We start from the raw sequence: 17,240 nt of genomic DNA on the forward strand, positions 1-17,240 counted from the left end.
ACGCCGCCGTTGCGGACGGTTCTCGCCGGTGCCCTTGAATTCGGGGCCCGATCCGCGTATCTGGCCTCCGACACCCGTAACAGGACGTAGATGATGGCCAAGGCAAACCCCCTTCAGTTCATGCAGCAGGTGCGCGCCGAGGTCAGCAAGGTCGCCTGGCCGACCCGCCGTGAAGTCGGGCTGACGACCGTCATGGTCTTCGTCATGGCGGGGCTGACCTCGCTGTTCTTCTTCGTCATAGATCTGCTGATCCGCACTGGCCTGACAACGCTGCTGAACTACATCCACTAGGTTCTCGGCGGACAGGTCGAAGCCGCAGATTTTCATCCCACGCTCTTGAATTCACGCGGCTGCGGGGGTAAACGCTGGCCCAACTGACGGAACCTGGCGCGCGGCGATTCGCTTAGCGCGCCGTTTCATGTTCGGGGGATGCGGATCAGCCGCATGAAATTACAAGATTTCCGGGGCCATGGTCGCCGGGCAGGGCTAAAGTGAGGAAGCAATGGCGAAGCGCTGGTATTCGGTAAGCGTTCTCTCGAACTTCGAGAAGAAGGTGGCCGAGCAGATCCGCAACGCGGTCGCCGAGGCTGGTCTCGAGGATGAGATCGAAGAGGTGCTGGTCCCGACGGAAGAGGTTCTGGAGGTCCGGCGCGGCAAGAAGGTGACGAGCGAGCGGCGCTTCATGCCCGGCTATGTGCTGGTGCGCATGGAGATGTCGAATCGCGGCTATCACCTGATCTCGTCGATCAACCGCGTGACCGGCTTCCTTGGTCCGCAGGGCAAGCCGATGCCGATGCGCGACGACGAGGTGAACCAGATCCTCAACCGCGTGGAAGAGGGCGAGGTTGCGCCGCGCAACCTGATCCGTTTCGAGGTGGGCGAGAAGGTGCAGGTCACCGATGGCCCGTTCGAGGGCTTCGACGGCATGGTCGAGGATGTGGACGAGGACAACGCGCGCCTGAAGGTGACGGTGTCGATCTTTGGCCGGGCCACCCCGGTCGAGCTGGAATTCACCCAGGTGTCGAAGGGCGCCTGAGTGATCTTCGTGGGAGGCGAGCGCCCCGTTCCGGGGTGACGGACCGGACCACTAAACCGATGCCCCGGACGGGGGCGGTGACAGAAGGAGAGGCCAGATGGCCAAGAAGATTATCGGGCAGCTGAAGCTGCAGGTGAAGGCGGGGCAAGCCAACCCGTCCCCGCCGGTTGGTCCGGCGCTGGGTCAGCGCGGGCTGAACATCATGCAGTTCTGCAAGGATTTCAACGCGCGCACCCAGGAGATGGAGCCCGGCGCGCCGGTGCCGACGATCATCACCTACTACCAGGACAAGTCGTTCAGCCTTGAGCTGAAGACGCCGCCGGCATCCTATTACCTGAAGAAGGCGGCGAAGCTGCAATCCGGTTCGAAGACGCCGGGCCGCGCAGCCGCGGGTACCGTGACTGCGGCCCAGGTGAAGGAGATCGCCGAGGCCAAGATGAAGGATCTCAGCGCCAATGACATCGAGGGCGCGATGCAGATCATCCTGGGGTCGGCCCGCTCGATGGGCATCGAGGTGAAGGGATAAGTCATGGCAAAGCTTGGAAAACGCATCCGCGCCGCCCGTGAAGCCTTCGCCGGCAAGGAAAACCTGACCGTCGAAGATGCTGTCGCGCTGATCAAGGCGAACGCGGGGACGAAGTTCGACGAGACCGTCGAGATCGCGATGAACCTGGGTGTCGATCCGCGCCACGCCGACCAGATGGTCCGCGGCGTGGTGACCTTGCCGAATGGCACCGGCAAGACGGTGCGCGTGGCGGTCTTCGCCCGTGGCCCGAAGGCCGACGAGGCCACCGCGGCCGGGGCCGACATCGTCGGCGCCGAGGATCTGATGGAGACGATCCAGTCGGGCAAGATCGAGTTCGACCGCTGCATCGCGACCCCGGACATGATGCCGATCGTCGGTCGCCTGGGCAAGATCCTGGGCCCGCGCAACCTGATGCCGAACCCCAAGGTCGGCACCGTGACGATGGACGTGAAAGCGGCCGTCGAGGCGGCGAAGGGCGGCGAGGTCCAGTTCAAGGCCGAGAAGGCGGGCGTCGTGCACGCCGGCGTCGGCAAGGCCTCTTTCGACGCCGAGAAGCTGGCGCAGAACGTGCGCGCCTTCGTCGATGCCGTGTCGAAAGCCAAGCCCACGGGCGCAAAGGGCACCTACATGCAAAAGGTGTCGCTGAGCTCTACCATGGGGCCCGGTGTGACGGTCGATCTGGTGTCGGCCACCGGGAACTGAAGAATTTGCCCCGTTTGCGGGGCGAATGGCGGGGCGGTCCGCAAGGAACCGCCCTGTCCTGTCCGAGACGGAGGGTGCCGGGTCTCTCGGCTTAATGTCCTTCCTGAGATGGGGAACGAGACGGATTTTCGGGCGCTGCCCGCGATCTTGGCCTCGGGACCCGTACGGACCCGAACGCCTCGCTTCGGCGGGGCATCTTAGAGCCGGGGGGAAACCCCCAAACTTGGAGTGAAACTGTGGATAGAGCCCAGAAAGAGAAAGTGGTCGAGGAACTCGGCCAGATCTTCGAAAGCTCTGGCGTCGTTGTGGTTGCCCACTACGAAGGTCTCACGGTTGCCGAGATGCAGGACCTGCGCGCGCAGATGCGCGAAGTTGGTGGGTCCGTCCGCGTCGCCAAGAACAGGCTCGCCAAGATCGCCCTTCAGGGCAAGCCCTGCGAAAGCATGGCCGACCTCCTGACGGGCATGACCGTGCTCGCCTATTCCGAAGATCCCGTCGCTGCGGCGAAGGTGGTCGACGGCTACGCCAAGAAGAACGACAAGCTCGTGATTCTGGGCGGTACCATGGGTGAGACGGCCTTGGACCAGGCCGGTGTGAAAGCCGTGGCCGCCATGCCTTCGCGCGAGGAGCTTATCGCTTCGATCGTGTCGTGCATCGGTGCGCCCGCCTCGAACATCGCTGGTGCGATTGGCGCTCCTGCTTCGAACATCGCGGGCATCCTCTCCACCTTGGAAGAGCGCGAAGCCGCGTAAGCAACCGAAGACCGATGTACTGGATTTCCGGACGTTGGACCCCATCTTAGAGAACGGAACTGAAAAATGGCTGATCTGAAGAAACTCGCCGAAGAGATCGTGAACCTCACGCTTCTCGAAGCTCAGGAACTGAAAACCATCCTCAAGGACGAATACGGCATCGAGCCCGCCGCCGGCGGCGCGGTGATGATGGCCGGTCCGGCCGCTGGCGGCGACGCTGCCGCCGCCGAGGAGAAGACCGAATTCGACGTCGTGCTCGTCGAAGCTGGCGCGCAGAAGATCAACGTGATCAAGGAAGTGCGCACCATCACCGGTCTGGGCCTGAAAGAAGCCAAGGACCTGGTCGAAGCCGGCGGCAAGGTGAAGGAAGCTGCTCCGAAGGCCGAGGCCGAGGAGATCAAGACCAAGCTCGAAGCGGCTGGCGCCAAGGTCGAGCTGAAGTAATCCGCGCGGTGCCCTGCACCGTGGCGTGAAAATCGGGGCTGGGTCCGAATTTTCGGGCCCAGCCATGCCTGTCTTGGAGAACCCCGCCCCGGCGAGGTTGCCCAAGGGAGGCAGGAGGTTCGGGAGCTTGCCATTGGGACGGCAGGCATGAATGGAACCTTCCCCCCTGTTTCGCAAGCGGCGTGCTGCCGAAGCCCCGGCGGCTGGCGCGCCCGCGAAAACGACGAAAGGTGACGACGAGCATGGCTCAAGCTGCGATCGGTCAGAAGCGCATCCGCCGCTATTATGGCAAAATCCGCGAAGTCCTGGAAATGCCGAACCTCATCGAGGTTCAGAAATCCTCCTACGATCTGTTCCTAAGGTCGGGAGACGCCCCGCAGCCCGCCGATGGCGAGGGTATTCAAGGCGTTTTCCAGTCGGTCTTTCCGATCAAGGATTTCAACGAGACGGCGGTGCTGGAGTTCGTGAAATACGAACTGGAAAAGCCCAAATACGATGTCGATGAATGCATGCAGCGCGACATGACCTATGCCGCGCCGCTGAAGGTCACCCTGCGTCTGATCGTGTTCGATTTCGACGAGGACACCGGCGCCAAGTCCGTGAAGGACATCAAGGAGCAGGACGTCTTCATGGGCGACATGCCCCTGATGACGCCGAACGGCACCTTCATCGTCAACGGCACCGAGCGGGTGATCGTTTCCCAGATGCACCGCAGCCCGGGCGTGTTCTTCGATCATGACAAGGGCAAGACCCATTCCTCGGGCAAGCTGCTCTTCGCCTGCCGGATCATTCCCTACCGCGGCTCCTGGCTCGATTTCGAATTCGACGCCAAGGACAACGTCTTCGCCCGCATCGACCGGCGCCGCAAGCTGCCGGTGACGACCCTGCTTTATGCCCTGGGCATGAACCAGGACCAGATCATGCAGGCCTATTACGAAACGGTCAGCTACCGCTACGAGAAGAACAAGGGCTGGGTGACCAGGTTCTTCCCCGAGCGCGTGCGCGGCACCCGTCCGACCTATGACCTGATCGACGCCGCCACCGGCGAGGTGATCTGCAAGGCCGGCGACAAGATGACCCCGCGCATGGTCAAGAAGCTGATCGACGAGGCCAAGGTCACCGAGCTTCTGGTGCCCTTCGATCGCATCGTCGGCCGCTATGTGGCCCAGGATATCATCAACGAGGAAACCGGCGAGATCTGGGCCGAGGCCGGGGATGAACTGACCTGGGACGTCGACAAGGACGGCGAGGTAAAGGGCGGCACGCTGAAGGTGCTGATGGACCAGGGCATCACCGACATTCCGGTGCTCGACATCGACAACGTCAACGTCGGCCCCTACATCCGCAACACCATGGCCGCGGACAAGAACTGGAACCGCGACACGGCGCTGATGGACATCTATCGCGTCATGCGCCCGGGCGAGCCGCCGACCGTGGAAGCCGCCTCGACACTGTTCGACAGCCTGTTCTTCGATAGCGAGCGCTACGATCTTTCGGCCGTCGGCCGCGTGAAGATGAACATGCGTCTGGCGCTCGACAAGCCCGACACCCAGCGCACGCTGGACCGCGAGGACATCGTCGCCTGCATCAAGGCGCTGGTGGAACTGCGCGACGGCAAGGGCGAGATCGACGATATCGACCATCTCGGCAACCGCCGGGTGCGCTCGGTCGGCGAGCTGATGGAAAACCAGTATCGCGTCGGCCTTCTGCGCATGGAACGCGCGATCAAGGAGCGGATGTCGAGCGTCGAGATCGACACGGTGATGCCGCAGGACCTGATCAACGCCAAGCCCGCAGCGGCCGCGGTGCGCGAATTCTTCGGCTCGTCGCAGCTGTCGCAGTTCATGGACCAGACCAACCCGCTGTCGGAAGTCACGCACAAGCGGCGCCTGTCGGCCCTCGGGCCGGGCGGTCTGACGCGGGAACGCGCGGGCTTCGAGGTGCGCGACGTGCACCCGACGCATTATGGCCGGATGTGCCCGATCGAGACGCCGGAAGGTCAGAACATCGGCCTGATCAACAGCCTTGCCACCTTCGCGCGGGTGAACAAGTACGGCTTCATCGAGACCCCCTATCGCCGGGTCAAGAACGGCCAGGTGACCGACGAGGTCGTCTATATGTCGGCGACCGAGGAGATGCGGCACACGGTGGCGCAGGCCAACGCCCGCCTCGATGCCGAGGGCCGGTTCGAGAACGATCTCGTCTCGACGCGCAAGTCGGGCGAGTTCATGCTCAACCCGCCCGAGAACGTAGATCTGATCGACGTGTCGCCGAAACAGCTGGTGTCGGTCGCGGCCTCGCTCATCCCGTTCCTGGAAAACGACGACGCGAACCGCGCGCTGATGGGCTCGAACATGCAGCGTCAGGCGGTGCCGCTGCTGCAATCCGAGGCGCCGCTGGTCGGCACCGGGATCGAAAGCGTGGTGGCCCGGGATTCCGGCGCCGCGATCATGGCGCGCCGCGCCGGCGTCATCGACCAGGTCGACGCCCAGCGGATCGTCGTGCGCGCCACCGAGATGCTGGAGCCGGGCGAGCCGGGGGTGGATATCTACCGCCTGCGCAAGTTCGCGCGCTCGAACCAGTCGTCGTGCATCAACCAGCGGCCGCTGGTGAAGGTGGGCGACAAGGTCGGCCGCGGCGAGGTGATCGCCGACGGTCCCTGCACCGACATGGGTGAACTGGCGCTTGGCCGGAACATCATCGTCGCCTTCATGCCGTGGAACGGCTACAACTACGAGGACTCGATCCTGATCTCGGAGCGCATCCTGCGCGACGACGTCTATACCTCGATCCATATCGAGGAATACGAGGTCTCGGCCCGCGACACCAAGCTGGGGCCGGAAGAGATCACCCGCGACATTCCCAACGTCGGCGAGGAAGCCCTGCGCAACCTCGACGAGGCGGGCATCGTCTATATCGGGGCCGAGGTGCAGCCGGGCGACATCCTGGTGGGCAAGATCACGCCCAAGGGCGAAAGCCCGATGACGCCGGAAGAAAAGCTTCTGCGCGCCATCTTCGGCGAAAAGGCCAGTGACGTGCGCGACACCTCGCTGCGTCTGCCGCCGGGGGCCTACGGCACCATCGTCGACGTGCGGGTGTTCAACCGCCACGGCGTCGACAAGGACGAGCGCGCGCTGCAGATCGAGCGCGAAGAGGTCGAAAGCCTTGCCCGCGACCGTGACGACGAGATGGAGATCCTCGAGCGCAACATCTACGCCCGTCTCAAGACCCTGATCCTTGGCAAGACCGCGGTGAAGGGACCGAAGGGCGTCAAGGCCGGCTCCGAGATCAACGAGGAGCTTCTGGAAACGCTCAGCCGTGGCCAGTGGTGGCAGTTGGCACTGGGCGAAGAGGCCGAGGCCAAGGAAGTCGAGGCGCTGCACGACCAGTTCGAAGCATCGAAGCGCGCGCTTGAGGCGCGGTTCGAGGACAAGGTCGAGAAGGTCCGCCGCGGCGATGATCTGCCCCCGGGGGTGATGAAGTCGGTCAAGGTGTTCGTCGCGGTGAAGCGCAAGCTGCAGCCGGGCGACAAGATGGCCGGCCGTCACGGCAACAAGGGCGTCATCTCGAAGGTCGTGCCGATGGAGGACATGCCGTTCCTCGCCGACGGCACGCCGGTGGACTTCGTGCTGAACCCGCTGGGGGTGCCGTCGCGGATGAACGTCGGCCAGATCCTGGAAACCCATATGGGTTGGGCCGCGCGTGGCCTGGGGCTGAAGATCGACGAGGCGCTGGCCGGCTATCGCCGCTCGGGCGACCTGACCGAGGTGAAGGAGGCGATGCGCCTGGCCTATGGCGACGAGGTCTATGAAGAGGCGATCGCGGCGCGGGATGAGGACGGCCTGGTCGAGGCGGCCTCGAACGTGACCCGCGGCGTGCCGATCGCGACCCCGGTCTTCGACGGCGCCAAGGAGGCCGACGTGAACGACGCGCTGGTCAGGGCCGGCTTCAACCAGTCGGGTCAGTCGATCGTGTTCGACGGGCGCACGGGCGAGCAGTTCGCGCGGCCGGTGACGGTGGGCGTGAAATACATGCTCAAGCTGCACCACCTGGTCGACGACAAGCTGCACGCGCGCTCGACCGGGCCCTACAGCCTGGTCACCCAGCAGCCGCTGGGCGGCAAGGCGCAGTTCGGCGGTCAGCGTCTGGGCGAGATGGAGGTCTGGGCGCTGGAAGCGTACGGCGCCGCCTATACCCTGCAGGAGATGCTGACGGTGAAGTCGGACGACGTGGCCGGCCGCACCAAGGTCTACGAGAGCATCGTCAAGGGCGAGGACAATTTCGAGGCGGGCGTTCCCGAGAGCTTCAACGTGCTCGTGAAGGAAGTCCGCGGCCTCGGCCTGAACATGGAACTCCTGGATGCGGAGGAAGAGGAATAGCGCCCCGCCAAGATCGTTTCGAACGATCTTGGCAAATTCCTTCTGAAGGAATTTGCGCCGACCGATTTCCCCGCCCGAATTCAAGGATTTGAAGATGAACCAGGAACTGACGACCAACCCGTTCAACCCGGTGGCTCCGGTCAAGACCTTCGACGAGATCAAGATCTCTCTGGCAAGCCCGGAGCGGATCCTGAGCTGGTCCTACGGCGAGATCAAGAAGCCGGAAACCATCAACTACCGCACGTTCAAGCCCGAGCGTGACGGTCTGTTCTGCGCGCGGATCTTCGGTCCGATCAAGGATTACGAATGCCTGTGCGGCAAGTACAAGCGCATGAAGTATCGCGGCGTCGTCTGCGAGAAATGCGGTGTCGAGGTGACGCTCCAGAAGGTGCGGCGCGAACGCATGGGCCATATCGAACTGGCCGCGCCCGTCGCGCATATCTGGTTCCTCAAGTCGCTGCCCAGCCGCATCGGCCTGATGCTGGACATGACCCTGCGCGATCTGGAACGCATTCTCTACTTCGAGAACTACGTCGTGATCGAGCCGGGCCTGACCGACCTGACCTACGGCCAGTTGATGACCGAGGAGGAATATCTCGACGCGCAGGACCAATACGGCGCCGATGCCTTCACGGCGAATATCGGCGCCGAGGCGATCCGCGAGATGCTGTCGGCGATCGACCTTGACGCGACCGCGGATCAATTGCGCGAGGATCTCAAGGAAGCCACGGGCGAGCTGAAGCCGAAGAAGATCATCAAGCGGCTGAAGATCGTCGAGCATTTCCTGGAATCGGGCAACCGGCCCGAGTGGATGATCCTGACCGTCCTGCCGGTGATCCCGCCGGAACTGCGCCCGCTGGTGCCGCTTGACGGCGGCCGTTTCGCGACCTCGGACCTGAACGACCTGTATCGCCGGGTCATCAACCGCAACAACCGCCTCAAGCGGCTGATCGAATTGCGCGCGCCCGACATCATCGTGCGCAACGAAAAGCGGATGCTGCAGGAAGCCGTCGATGCGCTCTTCGACAACGGTCGCCGCGGCCGGGTCATCACCGGCACCAACAAGCGCCCGCTGAAGTCGCTGTCCGACATGCTGAAGGGCAAGCAGGGCCGGTTCCGTCAGAACCTTCTGGGCAAGCGCGTCGACTTCTCGGGCCGTTCGGTCATCGTGACCGGCCCGGAGCTGAAGCTGCACCAGTGCGGCCTGCCGAAGAAGATGGCGCTCGAACTCTTCAAGCCGTTCATCTATTCGCGGCTGGAGGCCAAGGGTCTCAGCTCTACCGTCAAGCAGGCCAAGAAGCTGGTCGAGAAAGAGCGCCCCGAGGTCTGGGATATCCTCGACGAGGTGATCCGCGAACATCCGGTGCTTCTGAACCGTGCGCCCACGCTGCACCGTCTGGGCATCCAGGCGTTCGAACCCATGCTGATCGAGGGCAAGGCGATCCAGCTTCACCCGCTGGTCTGCTCGGCCTTCAACGCCGACTTCGATGGCGACCAGATGGCCGTGCATGTGCCCCTTTCGCTGGAAGCCCAGCTTGAGGCGCGCGTCTTGATGATGTCGACGAACAACGTTCTGTCGCCCGCCAACGGCGCGCCGATCATCGTGCCGTCGCAGGACATGGTGCTGGGCCTTTACTACGTCACGATGGAGCGCAAGGGGATGCCCGGCGAGGGCATGGCCTTTGCCAACGTCGAGGAGGTCGAGCATGCGTTGGCCGCCGGCGCCGTGCATCTGCACAGCAAGATCACCGCGCGGATCAAGCAGATCGACGACGAAGGCAACGAGGTGACGAAGCGCTACGAGACCACGCCGGGCCGTGTCCGGCTGGGCGCGATGCTGCCGCTGAACGCCAAGGCGCCGTTCGAACTGGTCAACCGGCTGCTGCGCAAGAAGGATGTCCAGAACGTCATCGACACCGTCTACCGCTACTGCGGCCAGAAGGAATCGGTGATCTTCTGCGACCAGATCATGGGCATGGGCTTCCGCGAGGCGTTCAAGGCCGGCATCTCGTTCGGCAAGGACGACATGCTGATCCCGGACAGCAAGTGGACCATCGTGGGCGAAGTCCGCGACCAGGTGAAGGAATTCGAACAGCAGTACATGGACGGCCTGATCACCCAGGGTGAGAAATACAACAAGGTCGTCGATGCCTGGTCGAAATGCTCCGACGCCGTCGCCGCCGAGATGATGAAGGAAATCTCGGCCGTGCGGGTGGACGATGCAGGCGCCGAGATGGAGCCCAACTCGGTCTACATGATGTCGCATTCGGGTGCGCGGGGCTCGCCTGCCCAGATGAAGCAGTTGGGCGGGATGCGCGGCCTGATGGCCAAGCCCTCGGGCGAGATCATCGAGACGCCGATCATCTCGAACTTCAAGGAAGGCCTGACGGTGTTGGAGTACTTCAACTCCACCCACGGTGCCCGTAAGGGTCTGGCCGATACCGCGCTGAAGACGGCGAACTCGGGCTATCTGACCCGGCGTCTGGTGGATGTGGCGCAGGACTGCATCGTGCGCAGCCACGATTGCGGCACCGAACGGTCGATCACCGCGGAAGCGGCGGTCAACGATGGCGAGGTCGTCGCCTCGCTGGCCGAGCGCATCTTGGGCCGCGTCGCGGCGGAAGACGTGCTGGTGCCGGGCTCCGACGAGGTCCTGATCACCGCCGGAGAGCTGATCGACGAGCGCAAGGCCGACGCGATCGAGAGCGCGGGCGTGCCCTCGATGCGGATCCGCAGCCCGCTGACCTGCGAGGCGGAAGAGGGCGTTTGCGCGATGTGCTACGGGCGTGACCTTGCCCGCGGCACCATGGTCAACACCGGCGAGGCGGTGGGCATCATCGCCGCGCAGTCGATCGGCGAGCCGGGCACCCAGCTGACGATGCGGACCTTCCACATCGGCGGCATCGCCCAGGGTGGTCAGCAGTCGTTCCTGGAAGCCAGCCAGGAGGGCAAGATCGAGTTTCGCAACGCGAACCTTCTGGAAAACGCCGCCGGCGAGCAGATCGTCATGGGCCGCAACATGCAGATCGCGATCATCGACGCGAACGGCATCGAGCGCGCGGCGCACAAGCTGGGCTATGGCACCAAGCTGTTCGTCAAGGACGGAGAGGCGGTGAAGCGCGGCACCAAGCTGTTCGAATGGGATCCCTACACCCTGCCGATCATTGCCGAGAAGGGCGGTGTGGCGCGGTTCGTGGACCTGGTCTCGGGCCTTTCGGTGCGCGAGGATACCGACGAAGCCACGGGCATGACCCAGAAGATCGTCTCGGATTGGCGCGCCGCCCCCAAGGGCAACGAGCTGAAGCCCGAGATCATCATCATGGATCCCGCCACGGGCGAGCCGATGCGCAACGATCAGGGGGCGCCGATCTCCTATCCGATGTCGGTCGACGCGATCCTGTCGGTCGAGGACGGGCAGGATATCAAGCCCGGCGACGTCGTCGCCCGGATCCCGCGCGAAGGCGCCAAGACGAAGGACATCACCGGGGGTCTTCCCCGCGTGGCGGAACTTTTCGAGGCGCGGCGTCCCAAGGATCACGCGATCATCGCCGAACACGATGGCTATGTGCGCTTCGGCAAGGACTACAAGAACAAGCGGCGGATCACGATCGAACCGACCGACGAGACCTTGCAGCCCGTCGAGTACATGGTGCCGAAGGGCAAGCACATCCCGGTGCAGGAAGGCGACTTCGTGCAGAAGGGCGACTACATCATGGACGGCAACCCCGCGCCGCATGACATCCTGCGCATCATGGGTGTCGAGGCGCTGGCAAACTACATGATCGACGAGGTGCAGGACGTCTACCGACTGCAGGGCGTGAAGATCAACGACAAGCACATCGAAGTGATCGTGCGCCAGATGCTGCAGAAGTGGGAGATCCTCGACAGCGGCGAGACCACGCTTCTGAAGGGCGAGCATGTCGACAAGGCCGAACTCGAAGAGATGAACGCCAAGGCGGAAAAGGCAGGGCTGCGCCCGGCGCAGGCCGAGCCGATCCTGCTGGGCATCACCAAGGCCAGCCTGCAGACGCGCAGCTTCATCTCGGCGGCTTCGTTCCAGGAAACGACGCGGGTGCTGACCGAGGCCTCGGTCATGGGCAAGCGTGACAAGCTGGTGGGGCTGAAAGAGAACGTCATCGTCGGTCGGCTGATCCCGGCGGGCACCGGTGGCGCGACGCAGCGGGTGCGCAAGATCGCCTCCGAACGCGACCAGAAGGTCATCGACGCGGCCCGCGCCGAGGCCGAAGCCGCCGCAGCCCTGGCCGCGCCCGCCGACGACACGGTGGCAGAGCAGGACGTCCTGGGCGAAGAGGCCGATCTGGGCCTGGTCGAGACGCCGGAAAGCCGCGAAGAGTAAGATCGCGCAGCGATGCCAAGCAAGGGCCCGGCCGGAAACGGCCGGGCCCTTTGCGTTTCGGGATGCGGCCGGGCCGGCATGCCGGGAAAACTTTGCGATCGCCCCCGGCCTTCGCCTCGGCCCCCCTTCTTCGTCCGCGAGATTGCCGCCCGCCGCTCGGGGCGGTGCGATGGATGCGCTTTCTGTCCCCCGGGGGGCGCGCAGCCGCTCCGGTCAAAATCTCATGCCATCACGGATTTTCAGAAACAAAGTATTTTTGTCGCCTATTATTGACCTGAGTGTTTCTGTCGGATATCCATGCCGGAACGCTGTTGAGAAAAGGACGAATCTATGCCTCTTACCAAACGCCTTGGCGCTGCCGCCGCATTGAGCATCGCGACACTTCTAGCGGCCGGCGCGGTCAGCGCCGAGCAAGCGCTGGTCGTCACGTTGCACGACGGTGTTGTCACGCCGCAGAAGATCGAGGTGCCCGCCGGCAAGGCCCAGGTGCTGACGGTGAAGAACACCGGCAAGGCTGCGGCGGAATTCGAAAGCAAGCGTCTGCGCATCGAAAAGATCATCGCGCCGGGCAAGACGGTCGAGATCAAGCTGCGGCCGCTGCCGGCCGGGACTTATCCCTTCGTCGAGGAATTCCACGAAGATCAGCCCACCGCTCGCGGCGAGATCGTCGCCAAATAAGCGTATAGGCGCCGGTGCCGCCAAAGGAGGACGCCATGAACGGACAGATCATTTTCATCCTTTGGCGTGAAAGCGTCGAGGCGCTGCTGGTCATCGGCATTCTTGCCGGCTGGCTGGCGCACGAGCGCGCCGGCCGCCGCGCGGCGCTGTTCCTGTGGGGCGGTGTCGTCGCAGGGCTGGCCGTGGCGATGGCTTTCGCCCTGACGCTTCTGGGCTTTTCGCACCTGCTGCACGCGGATTTGCGCCAGGACATGATGACCGCGATGGTCTTCCTGGCCGCCGGATTGATCGTGCAGATGGTCCTTTGGATGCGCGCCCACGGTCGGACCCTGAAGAAGGATCTAGAGGCCGGTCTGCATGAGGCCGCGGTGCGGCGCAGCTGGTGGGCCGTGTTCTTCCTGGCGCTCGCCGCCGTCGCGCGCGAGGGCAGCGAGACGGTCGTCTTCCTGTATGGTTCGGTCGCGGCCGCGCAGGGGGCGGCGATGACGATGGTGCTGGCCTCGATCGCCGTGGGCTTCGGCGCGGCGCTGGTCAGCTATGTGCTGCTGCGCGCGGGGGCAAGGTTCCTGCCCTGGCGCGGCTTCTTCCGGGTCTCGGAGGTCATGTTGCTGCTGCTGGCCTGTGCGCTGTTCGTCACCGGTGTCGGTGATCTGGTGGCCGTCGGCATCCTGCCCTTCGGCGCGCCCCTGTGGGACATGAGCGCCATACTTGACGACAGCACCCGTTTCGGCGGCCTTGTCGCAGCGCTGACCGGCTATCGCGCGGCGCCCGACGCGGTGACCGTGGGGGCCTGGGTGGTGTATTGGGCCGGGGTGTTCGGGTTGTTGCGGTTGCAGGCGCGTAGCCAGCGCCGCCGCCAGGCCCGGCTGCACAGCCGCGCCGCCTGAGGCGGCGCGGCCCCCGGCGGGGTCACAGGCTGTTGACAACCCCTGCGACTCCCCATATACGCCCGCCATCCCGTACTGCGGCTTGCGCTTACTGTCCGGGACTCAAAAACTGAAGTGGTCACGATCCGGGCCCTCACGCCCCGATCCTCTGGAATTCCACCGCGTCGCTCCCGCGCAATGGGAGCGTATGCGGTTTTGGCGCTTTGCATGGGGCAGGGCGCCGTCGAGAAGCGGCGCACCCATGTCCGGGTGCGAGTATTGACAGACACCGGACCAAGAGAGGAACCGGAATGCCGACGATCCAACAGCTCATCCGCAAGCCGCGGGAGCCGAAAGTCAAACGCTCCAAGTCCATGCATCTGGAGCAGTGCCCCCAGAAGCGTGGCGTTTGCACCCGCGTCTACACCACCACCCCGAAGAAGCCGAACTCGGCCATGCGGAAGGTCGCCAAGGTGCGCCTGACCAACGGCTATGAGGTGATCAGCTACATCCCGGGCGAAAAGCACAACCTGCAAGAGCACTCGGTCGTGCTGATCCGTGGCGGTCGCGTGAAAGACCTTCCCGGTGTGCGTTACCACATCCTGCGCGGTGTTCTGGATACCCAGGGCGTCAAAGATCGTCGTCAACGCCGTTCGAAATACGGCGCGAAGCGTCCGAAGTGAGGAGCTGAGATATGTCGCGTCGTCACGCAGCCGAAAAGCGCGAAGTCCTTCCCGATGCCAAGTTTGGCGATCGGGTTCTGACCAAGTTCATGAACAACCTGATGGTCGACGGCAAGAAATCCGTCGCCGAGCGGATCGTCTATGACGCGCTCGACCGGGTTCAGGACCGTCTCAAGCGCGAACCGATCGAGTGCTTCCACGAAGCCCTCGAGAACGCCAAGCCCTCCGTCGAGGTCCGCTCTCGCCGGGTTGGCGGTGCGACCTATCAGGTCCCCGTCGAGGTGCGCCCCGAGCGCCGCGAGGCGCTGGCCATCCGCTGGCTCATCATTGCCGCGCGCAACCGCAATGAAAACACCATGGAAGAGCGCCTCGCGGGCGAGCTTTCCGACGCGGTCAACGGCCGCGGCACCGCGGTGAAGAAGCGCGAAGACACCCACAAGATGGCCGACGCGAACAAAGCGTTCAGCCATTACCGCTGGTAAACCCTTTCAGCCTGAGGCGATCCAATGGCACGCGACTACCCCCTCCAACGCTACCGTAACTTCGGGATCATGGCCCATATCGACGCGGGCAAGACCACGACGACGGAGCGGATCCTTTTCTACACCGGCAAGAGCCACAAGATCGGCGAGGTGCATGATGGCGCCGCGACGATGGACTGGATGGAGCAGGAGCAGGAGCGTGGCATCACGATCACCTCGGCTGCGACCACCACCTTCTGGCAGCGCCAGGACGAGCCGACCGCCGAGGGCACGTCGGACACCAAGTTCCGCTTCAACATCATCGACACCCCCGGCCACGTCGACTTCACCATCGAGGTCGAGCGTTCGCTGGCGGTGCTCGACGGTGCGGTGGCGCTTCTGGACGGCAACGCCGGCGTCGAGCCGCAGACCGAGACGGTGTGGCGCCAGGCCGACCGCTACAAGGTTCCGCGGATGGTCTTCGTCAACAAGATGGACAAGATCGGCGCCGACTACTTCAAGTGCGTGGGGATGATCAAAGAGCGCACCGGCGCCACCCCGGTTCCGGTCAACTTCCCGATCGGCGCCGAGGACACGCTGGAAGGCATCGTCGACCTGATCACCATGGAAGAATGGGTCTGGAAGGGCGAGGATCTGGGCGCCGCCTGGATCCGTCAGCCGATCCGCGACGAGTTGAAGGCCACCGCCGAAGAGTGGCGCAACAACATGATCGAAAACGCCGTCGAGATGGACGACGCGGCGATGGAGGCCTACCTCGAGGGCAACGAGCCCGACGAGGCGACGCTGCGCAAGCTGATCCGCAAGGGCACGCTGTCGCTGTCCTTCGTGCCGGTCCTGGGCGGTTCTGCCTTCAAGAACAAGGGCGTGCAGCCGCTGCTGAACGCGGTGATCGACTTCCTGCCGTCGCCGCTCGACGTGCCGCCCTACATGGGCTTCTCGCCCGACGACGAGACCGAGACCCGCAACATCGCCCGGCACGCCTCGGACGAAGAGCCGTTCTCGGCGCTGGCGTTCAAGATCATGAACGACCCCTTCGTCGGCTCGCTCACCTTCACCCGGATCTATTCCGGCGTGCTGAAGAAGGGCGATTCGATCCTGAACTCGACCAAGGGCAAGAAAGAGCGCATCGGCCGGATGATGATGATGCACTCGATCAACCGCGAAGAGATCGACGAGGCCTTCGCCGGTGACATCATCGCGCTGGCCGGTCTGAAGGAAACCACCACGGGCGACACGCTGTGCGCGACCAACGGCCCGGTGGTTCTGGAAACCATGAGCTTCCCCGATCCGGTCATCGAGATCGCGGTCGAACCCAAGTCGAAGGCCGATCAGGAAAAGATGGGTCTGGCACTTCAGCGCCTGGCTGCCGAGGATCCGTCCTTCCGCGTCGAGACCGATTTCGAATCGGGCCAGACGATCATGAAGGGCATGGGCGAACTTCACCTCGACATTCTGGTCGACCGCATGAAGCGTGAATTCAAGGTCGAGGCCAACATCGGTGCGCCGCAGGTGGCCTATCGGGAAACCATCTCGAAGCCGACCGAGATCGACTATACCCATAAGAAGCAGACCGGCGGCACGGGCCAGTTCGCGCGCGTCAAGCTCGAGATCACGCCGACCGAACCGGGCGAGGGCTATTCGTTCGAAAGCCGGATCGTCGGTGGTTCGGTGCCGAAGGAATACATCCCCGGCGTCGAGAAGGGCATCAAATCGGTGATGGATTCCGGCCCGCTGGCCGGGTTCCCGGTGATCGACTTCAAGGTGGCGCTGGTTGACGGTGCCTTCCACGATGTCGACTCGTCGGTCCTGGCCTTCGAAATCGCGACCCGCGCAGCGATGCGCGACGGGCTGAAGAAGGCCGGTGCGAAACTGCTCGAACCGGTGATGAAGGTCGAGGTGGTGACGCCCGAGGAATATACCGGCGGCATCATCGGCGACCTGACCAGCCGTCGCGGCATGGTGCAGGGCCAAGACACCCGCGGCAACGCGAACGTCATCAACGCCTTCGTGCCGCTGGCCAACATGTTCGGCTACATCAACTCGCTGCGCTCGATGTCCTCGGGCCGGGCGAACTTCACCATGCAGTTCGACCATTACGAAGCGGTTCCGCAGAACATCTCGGAAGAGATTCAGAAGAAATACGCGTAAGCGCCCCTTACGCCCCGAAATGACAGGAGGCCATCATGGCAAAGGCAAAGTTTGAACGTAACAAACCGCATGTGAACGTTGGCACGATCGGTCACGTTGACCACGGCAAGACGACGCTGACGGCGGCGATCACGAAGTATTTTGGTGATTTCAAGGCCTACGACCAGATCGACGCGGCGCCGGAAGA

At 63.9% G+C, this 17,240-nt stretch carries 14 protein-coding genes; all 14 read left to right on the forward strand.

Going from position 1 to position 17,240, the window contains the following annotated elements:
* Nucleotides 1-93 precede the first annotated feature (93 nt).
* Entirely contained in the window at nt 94-291 is a 198-nt protein-coding gene (secE, locus tag BLV97_RS15670; protein WP_035838096.1) for a preprotein translocase subunit SecE, read from the forward strand.
* Between the two features lie 211 nt (nt 292-502).
* On the forward strand, nt 503-1,036 hold the full coding sequence (gene nusG, locus BLV97_RS15675; protein ID WP_035838075.1) for a transcription termination/antitermination protein NusG: 534 nt from the start codon (nt 503-505) through the stop codon (nt 1,034-1,036).
* 97 nt (nt 1,037-1,133) lie between these two features.
* On the forward strand, nt 1,134-1,562 hold the full coding sequence (gene rplK / locus BLV97_RS15680) for a 50S ribosomal protein L11 (RefSeq protein WP_035838074.1): 429 nt from the start codon (nt 1,134-1,136) through the stop codon (nt 1,560-1,562).
* Nucleotides 1,563-1,565: 3 nt separating this feature from the next.
* Nucleotides 1,566-2,264 (forward strand): 50S ribosomal protein L1, encoded by a 699-nt coding sequence (rplA, locus tag BLV97_RS15685; protein WP_035838072.1) that lies wholly within the window; start codon nt 1,566-1,568, stop codon nt 2,262-2,264.
* Nucleotides 2,265-2,500: 236 nt separating this feature from the next.
* Nucleotides 2,501-3,016: a 50S ribosomal protein L10 gene (rplJ, locus tag BLV97_RS15690; RefSeq protein ID WP_035838070.1), complete on the forward strand. Its 516-nt coding sequence runs from the start codon at nt 2,501-2,503 to the stop codon at nt 3,014-3,016.
* Nucleotides 3,017-3,082: 66 nt separating this feature from the next.
* Complete coding sequence (gene rplL / locus BLV97_RS15695) at nt 3,083-3,460, forward strand: 50S ribosomal protein L7/L12 (protein WP_035838069.1); 378 nt, start codon at nt 3,083-3,085, stop codon at nt 3,458-3,460.
* A 242-nt stretch (nt 3,461-3,702) separates the two neighbouring features.
* The gene (gene rpoB / locus BLV97_RS15700; protein ID WP_035838066.1) at nt 3,703-7,839 is read left to right on the forward strand and encodes a DNA-directed RNA polymerase subunit beta; all 4,137 of its coding nucleotides are present in this window, start codon (nt 3,703-3,705) and stop codon (nt 7,837-7,839) included.
* 94 nt (nt 7,840-7,933) lie between these two features.
* Nucleotides 7,934-12,196 (forward strand): DNA-directed RNA polymerase subunit beta', encoded by a 4,263-nt coding sequence (rpoC, locus tag BLV97_RS15705; protein WP_035838094.1) that lies wholly within the window; start codon nt 7,934-7,936, stop codon nt 12,194-12,196.
* 330 nt (nt 12,197-12,526) lie between these two features.
* On the forward strand, nt 12,527-12,874 hold the full coding sequence (locus BLV97_RS15710; RefSeq protein WP_035838064.1) for a cupredoxin domain-containing protein: 348 nt from the start codon (nt 12,527-12,529) through the stop codon (nt 12,872-12,874).
* Between the two features lie 35 nt (nt 12,875-12,909).
* Complete coding sequence (locus BLV97_RS15715; protein ID WP_035838062.1) at nt 12,910-13,761, forward strand: FTR1 family iron permease; 852 nt, start codon at nt 12,910-12,912, stop codon at nt 13,759-13,761.
* Nucleotides 13,762-14,051: 290 nt separating this feature from the next.
* Nucleotides 14,052-14,423, forward strand: a complete 372-nt coding sequence (gene rpsL, locus BLV97_RS15720; protein WP_035838061.1) for a 30S ribosomal protein S12 — start codon at nt 14,052-14,054, stop codon at nt 14,421-14,423.
* Nucleotides 14,424-14,434: 11 nt separating this feature from the next.
* Nucleotides 14,435-14,905, forward strand: coding sequence for a 30S ribosomal protein S7 (gene rpsG, locus BLV97_RS15725; RefSeq protein ID WP_035838059.1), 471 nt, complete (start codon nt 14,435-14,437; stop codon nt 14,903-14,905).
* Nucleotides 14,906-14,929: 24 nt separating this feature from the next.
* On the forward strand, nt 14,930-17,053 hold the full coding sequence (fusA, locus tag BLV97_RS15730) for an elongation factor G (protein ID WP_035838057.1): 2,124 nt from the start codon (nt 14,930-14,932) through the stop codon (nt 17,051-17,053).
* A 35-nt stretch (nt 17,054-17,088) separates the two neighbouring features.
* On the forward strand, nt 17,089-17,240 hold a 152-nt coding region (locus BLV97_RS15735), incomplete at its 3' end, for a GTP-binding protein (RefSeq protein ID WP_244520939.1).

Origin of the sequence: Allgaiera indica (genome assembly GCF_900106675.1) — a bacterium.
Taxonomy (GTDB): Bacteria; Pseudomonadota; Alphaproteobacteria; order Rhodobacterales; family Rhodobacteraceae; genus Acidimangrovimonas; species Acidimangrovimonas indica.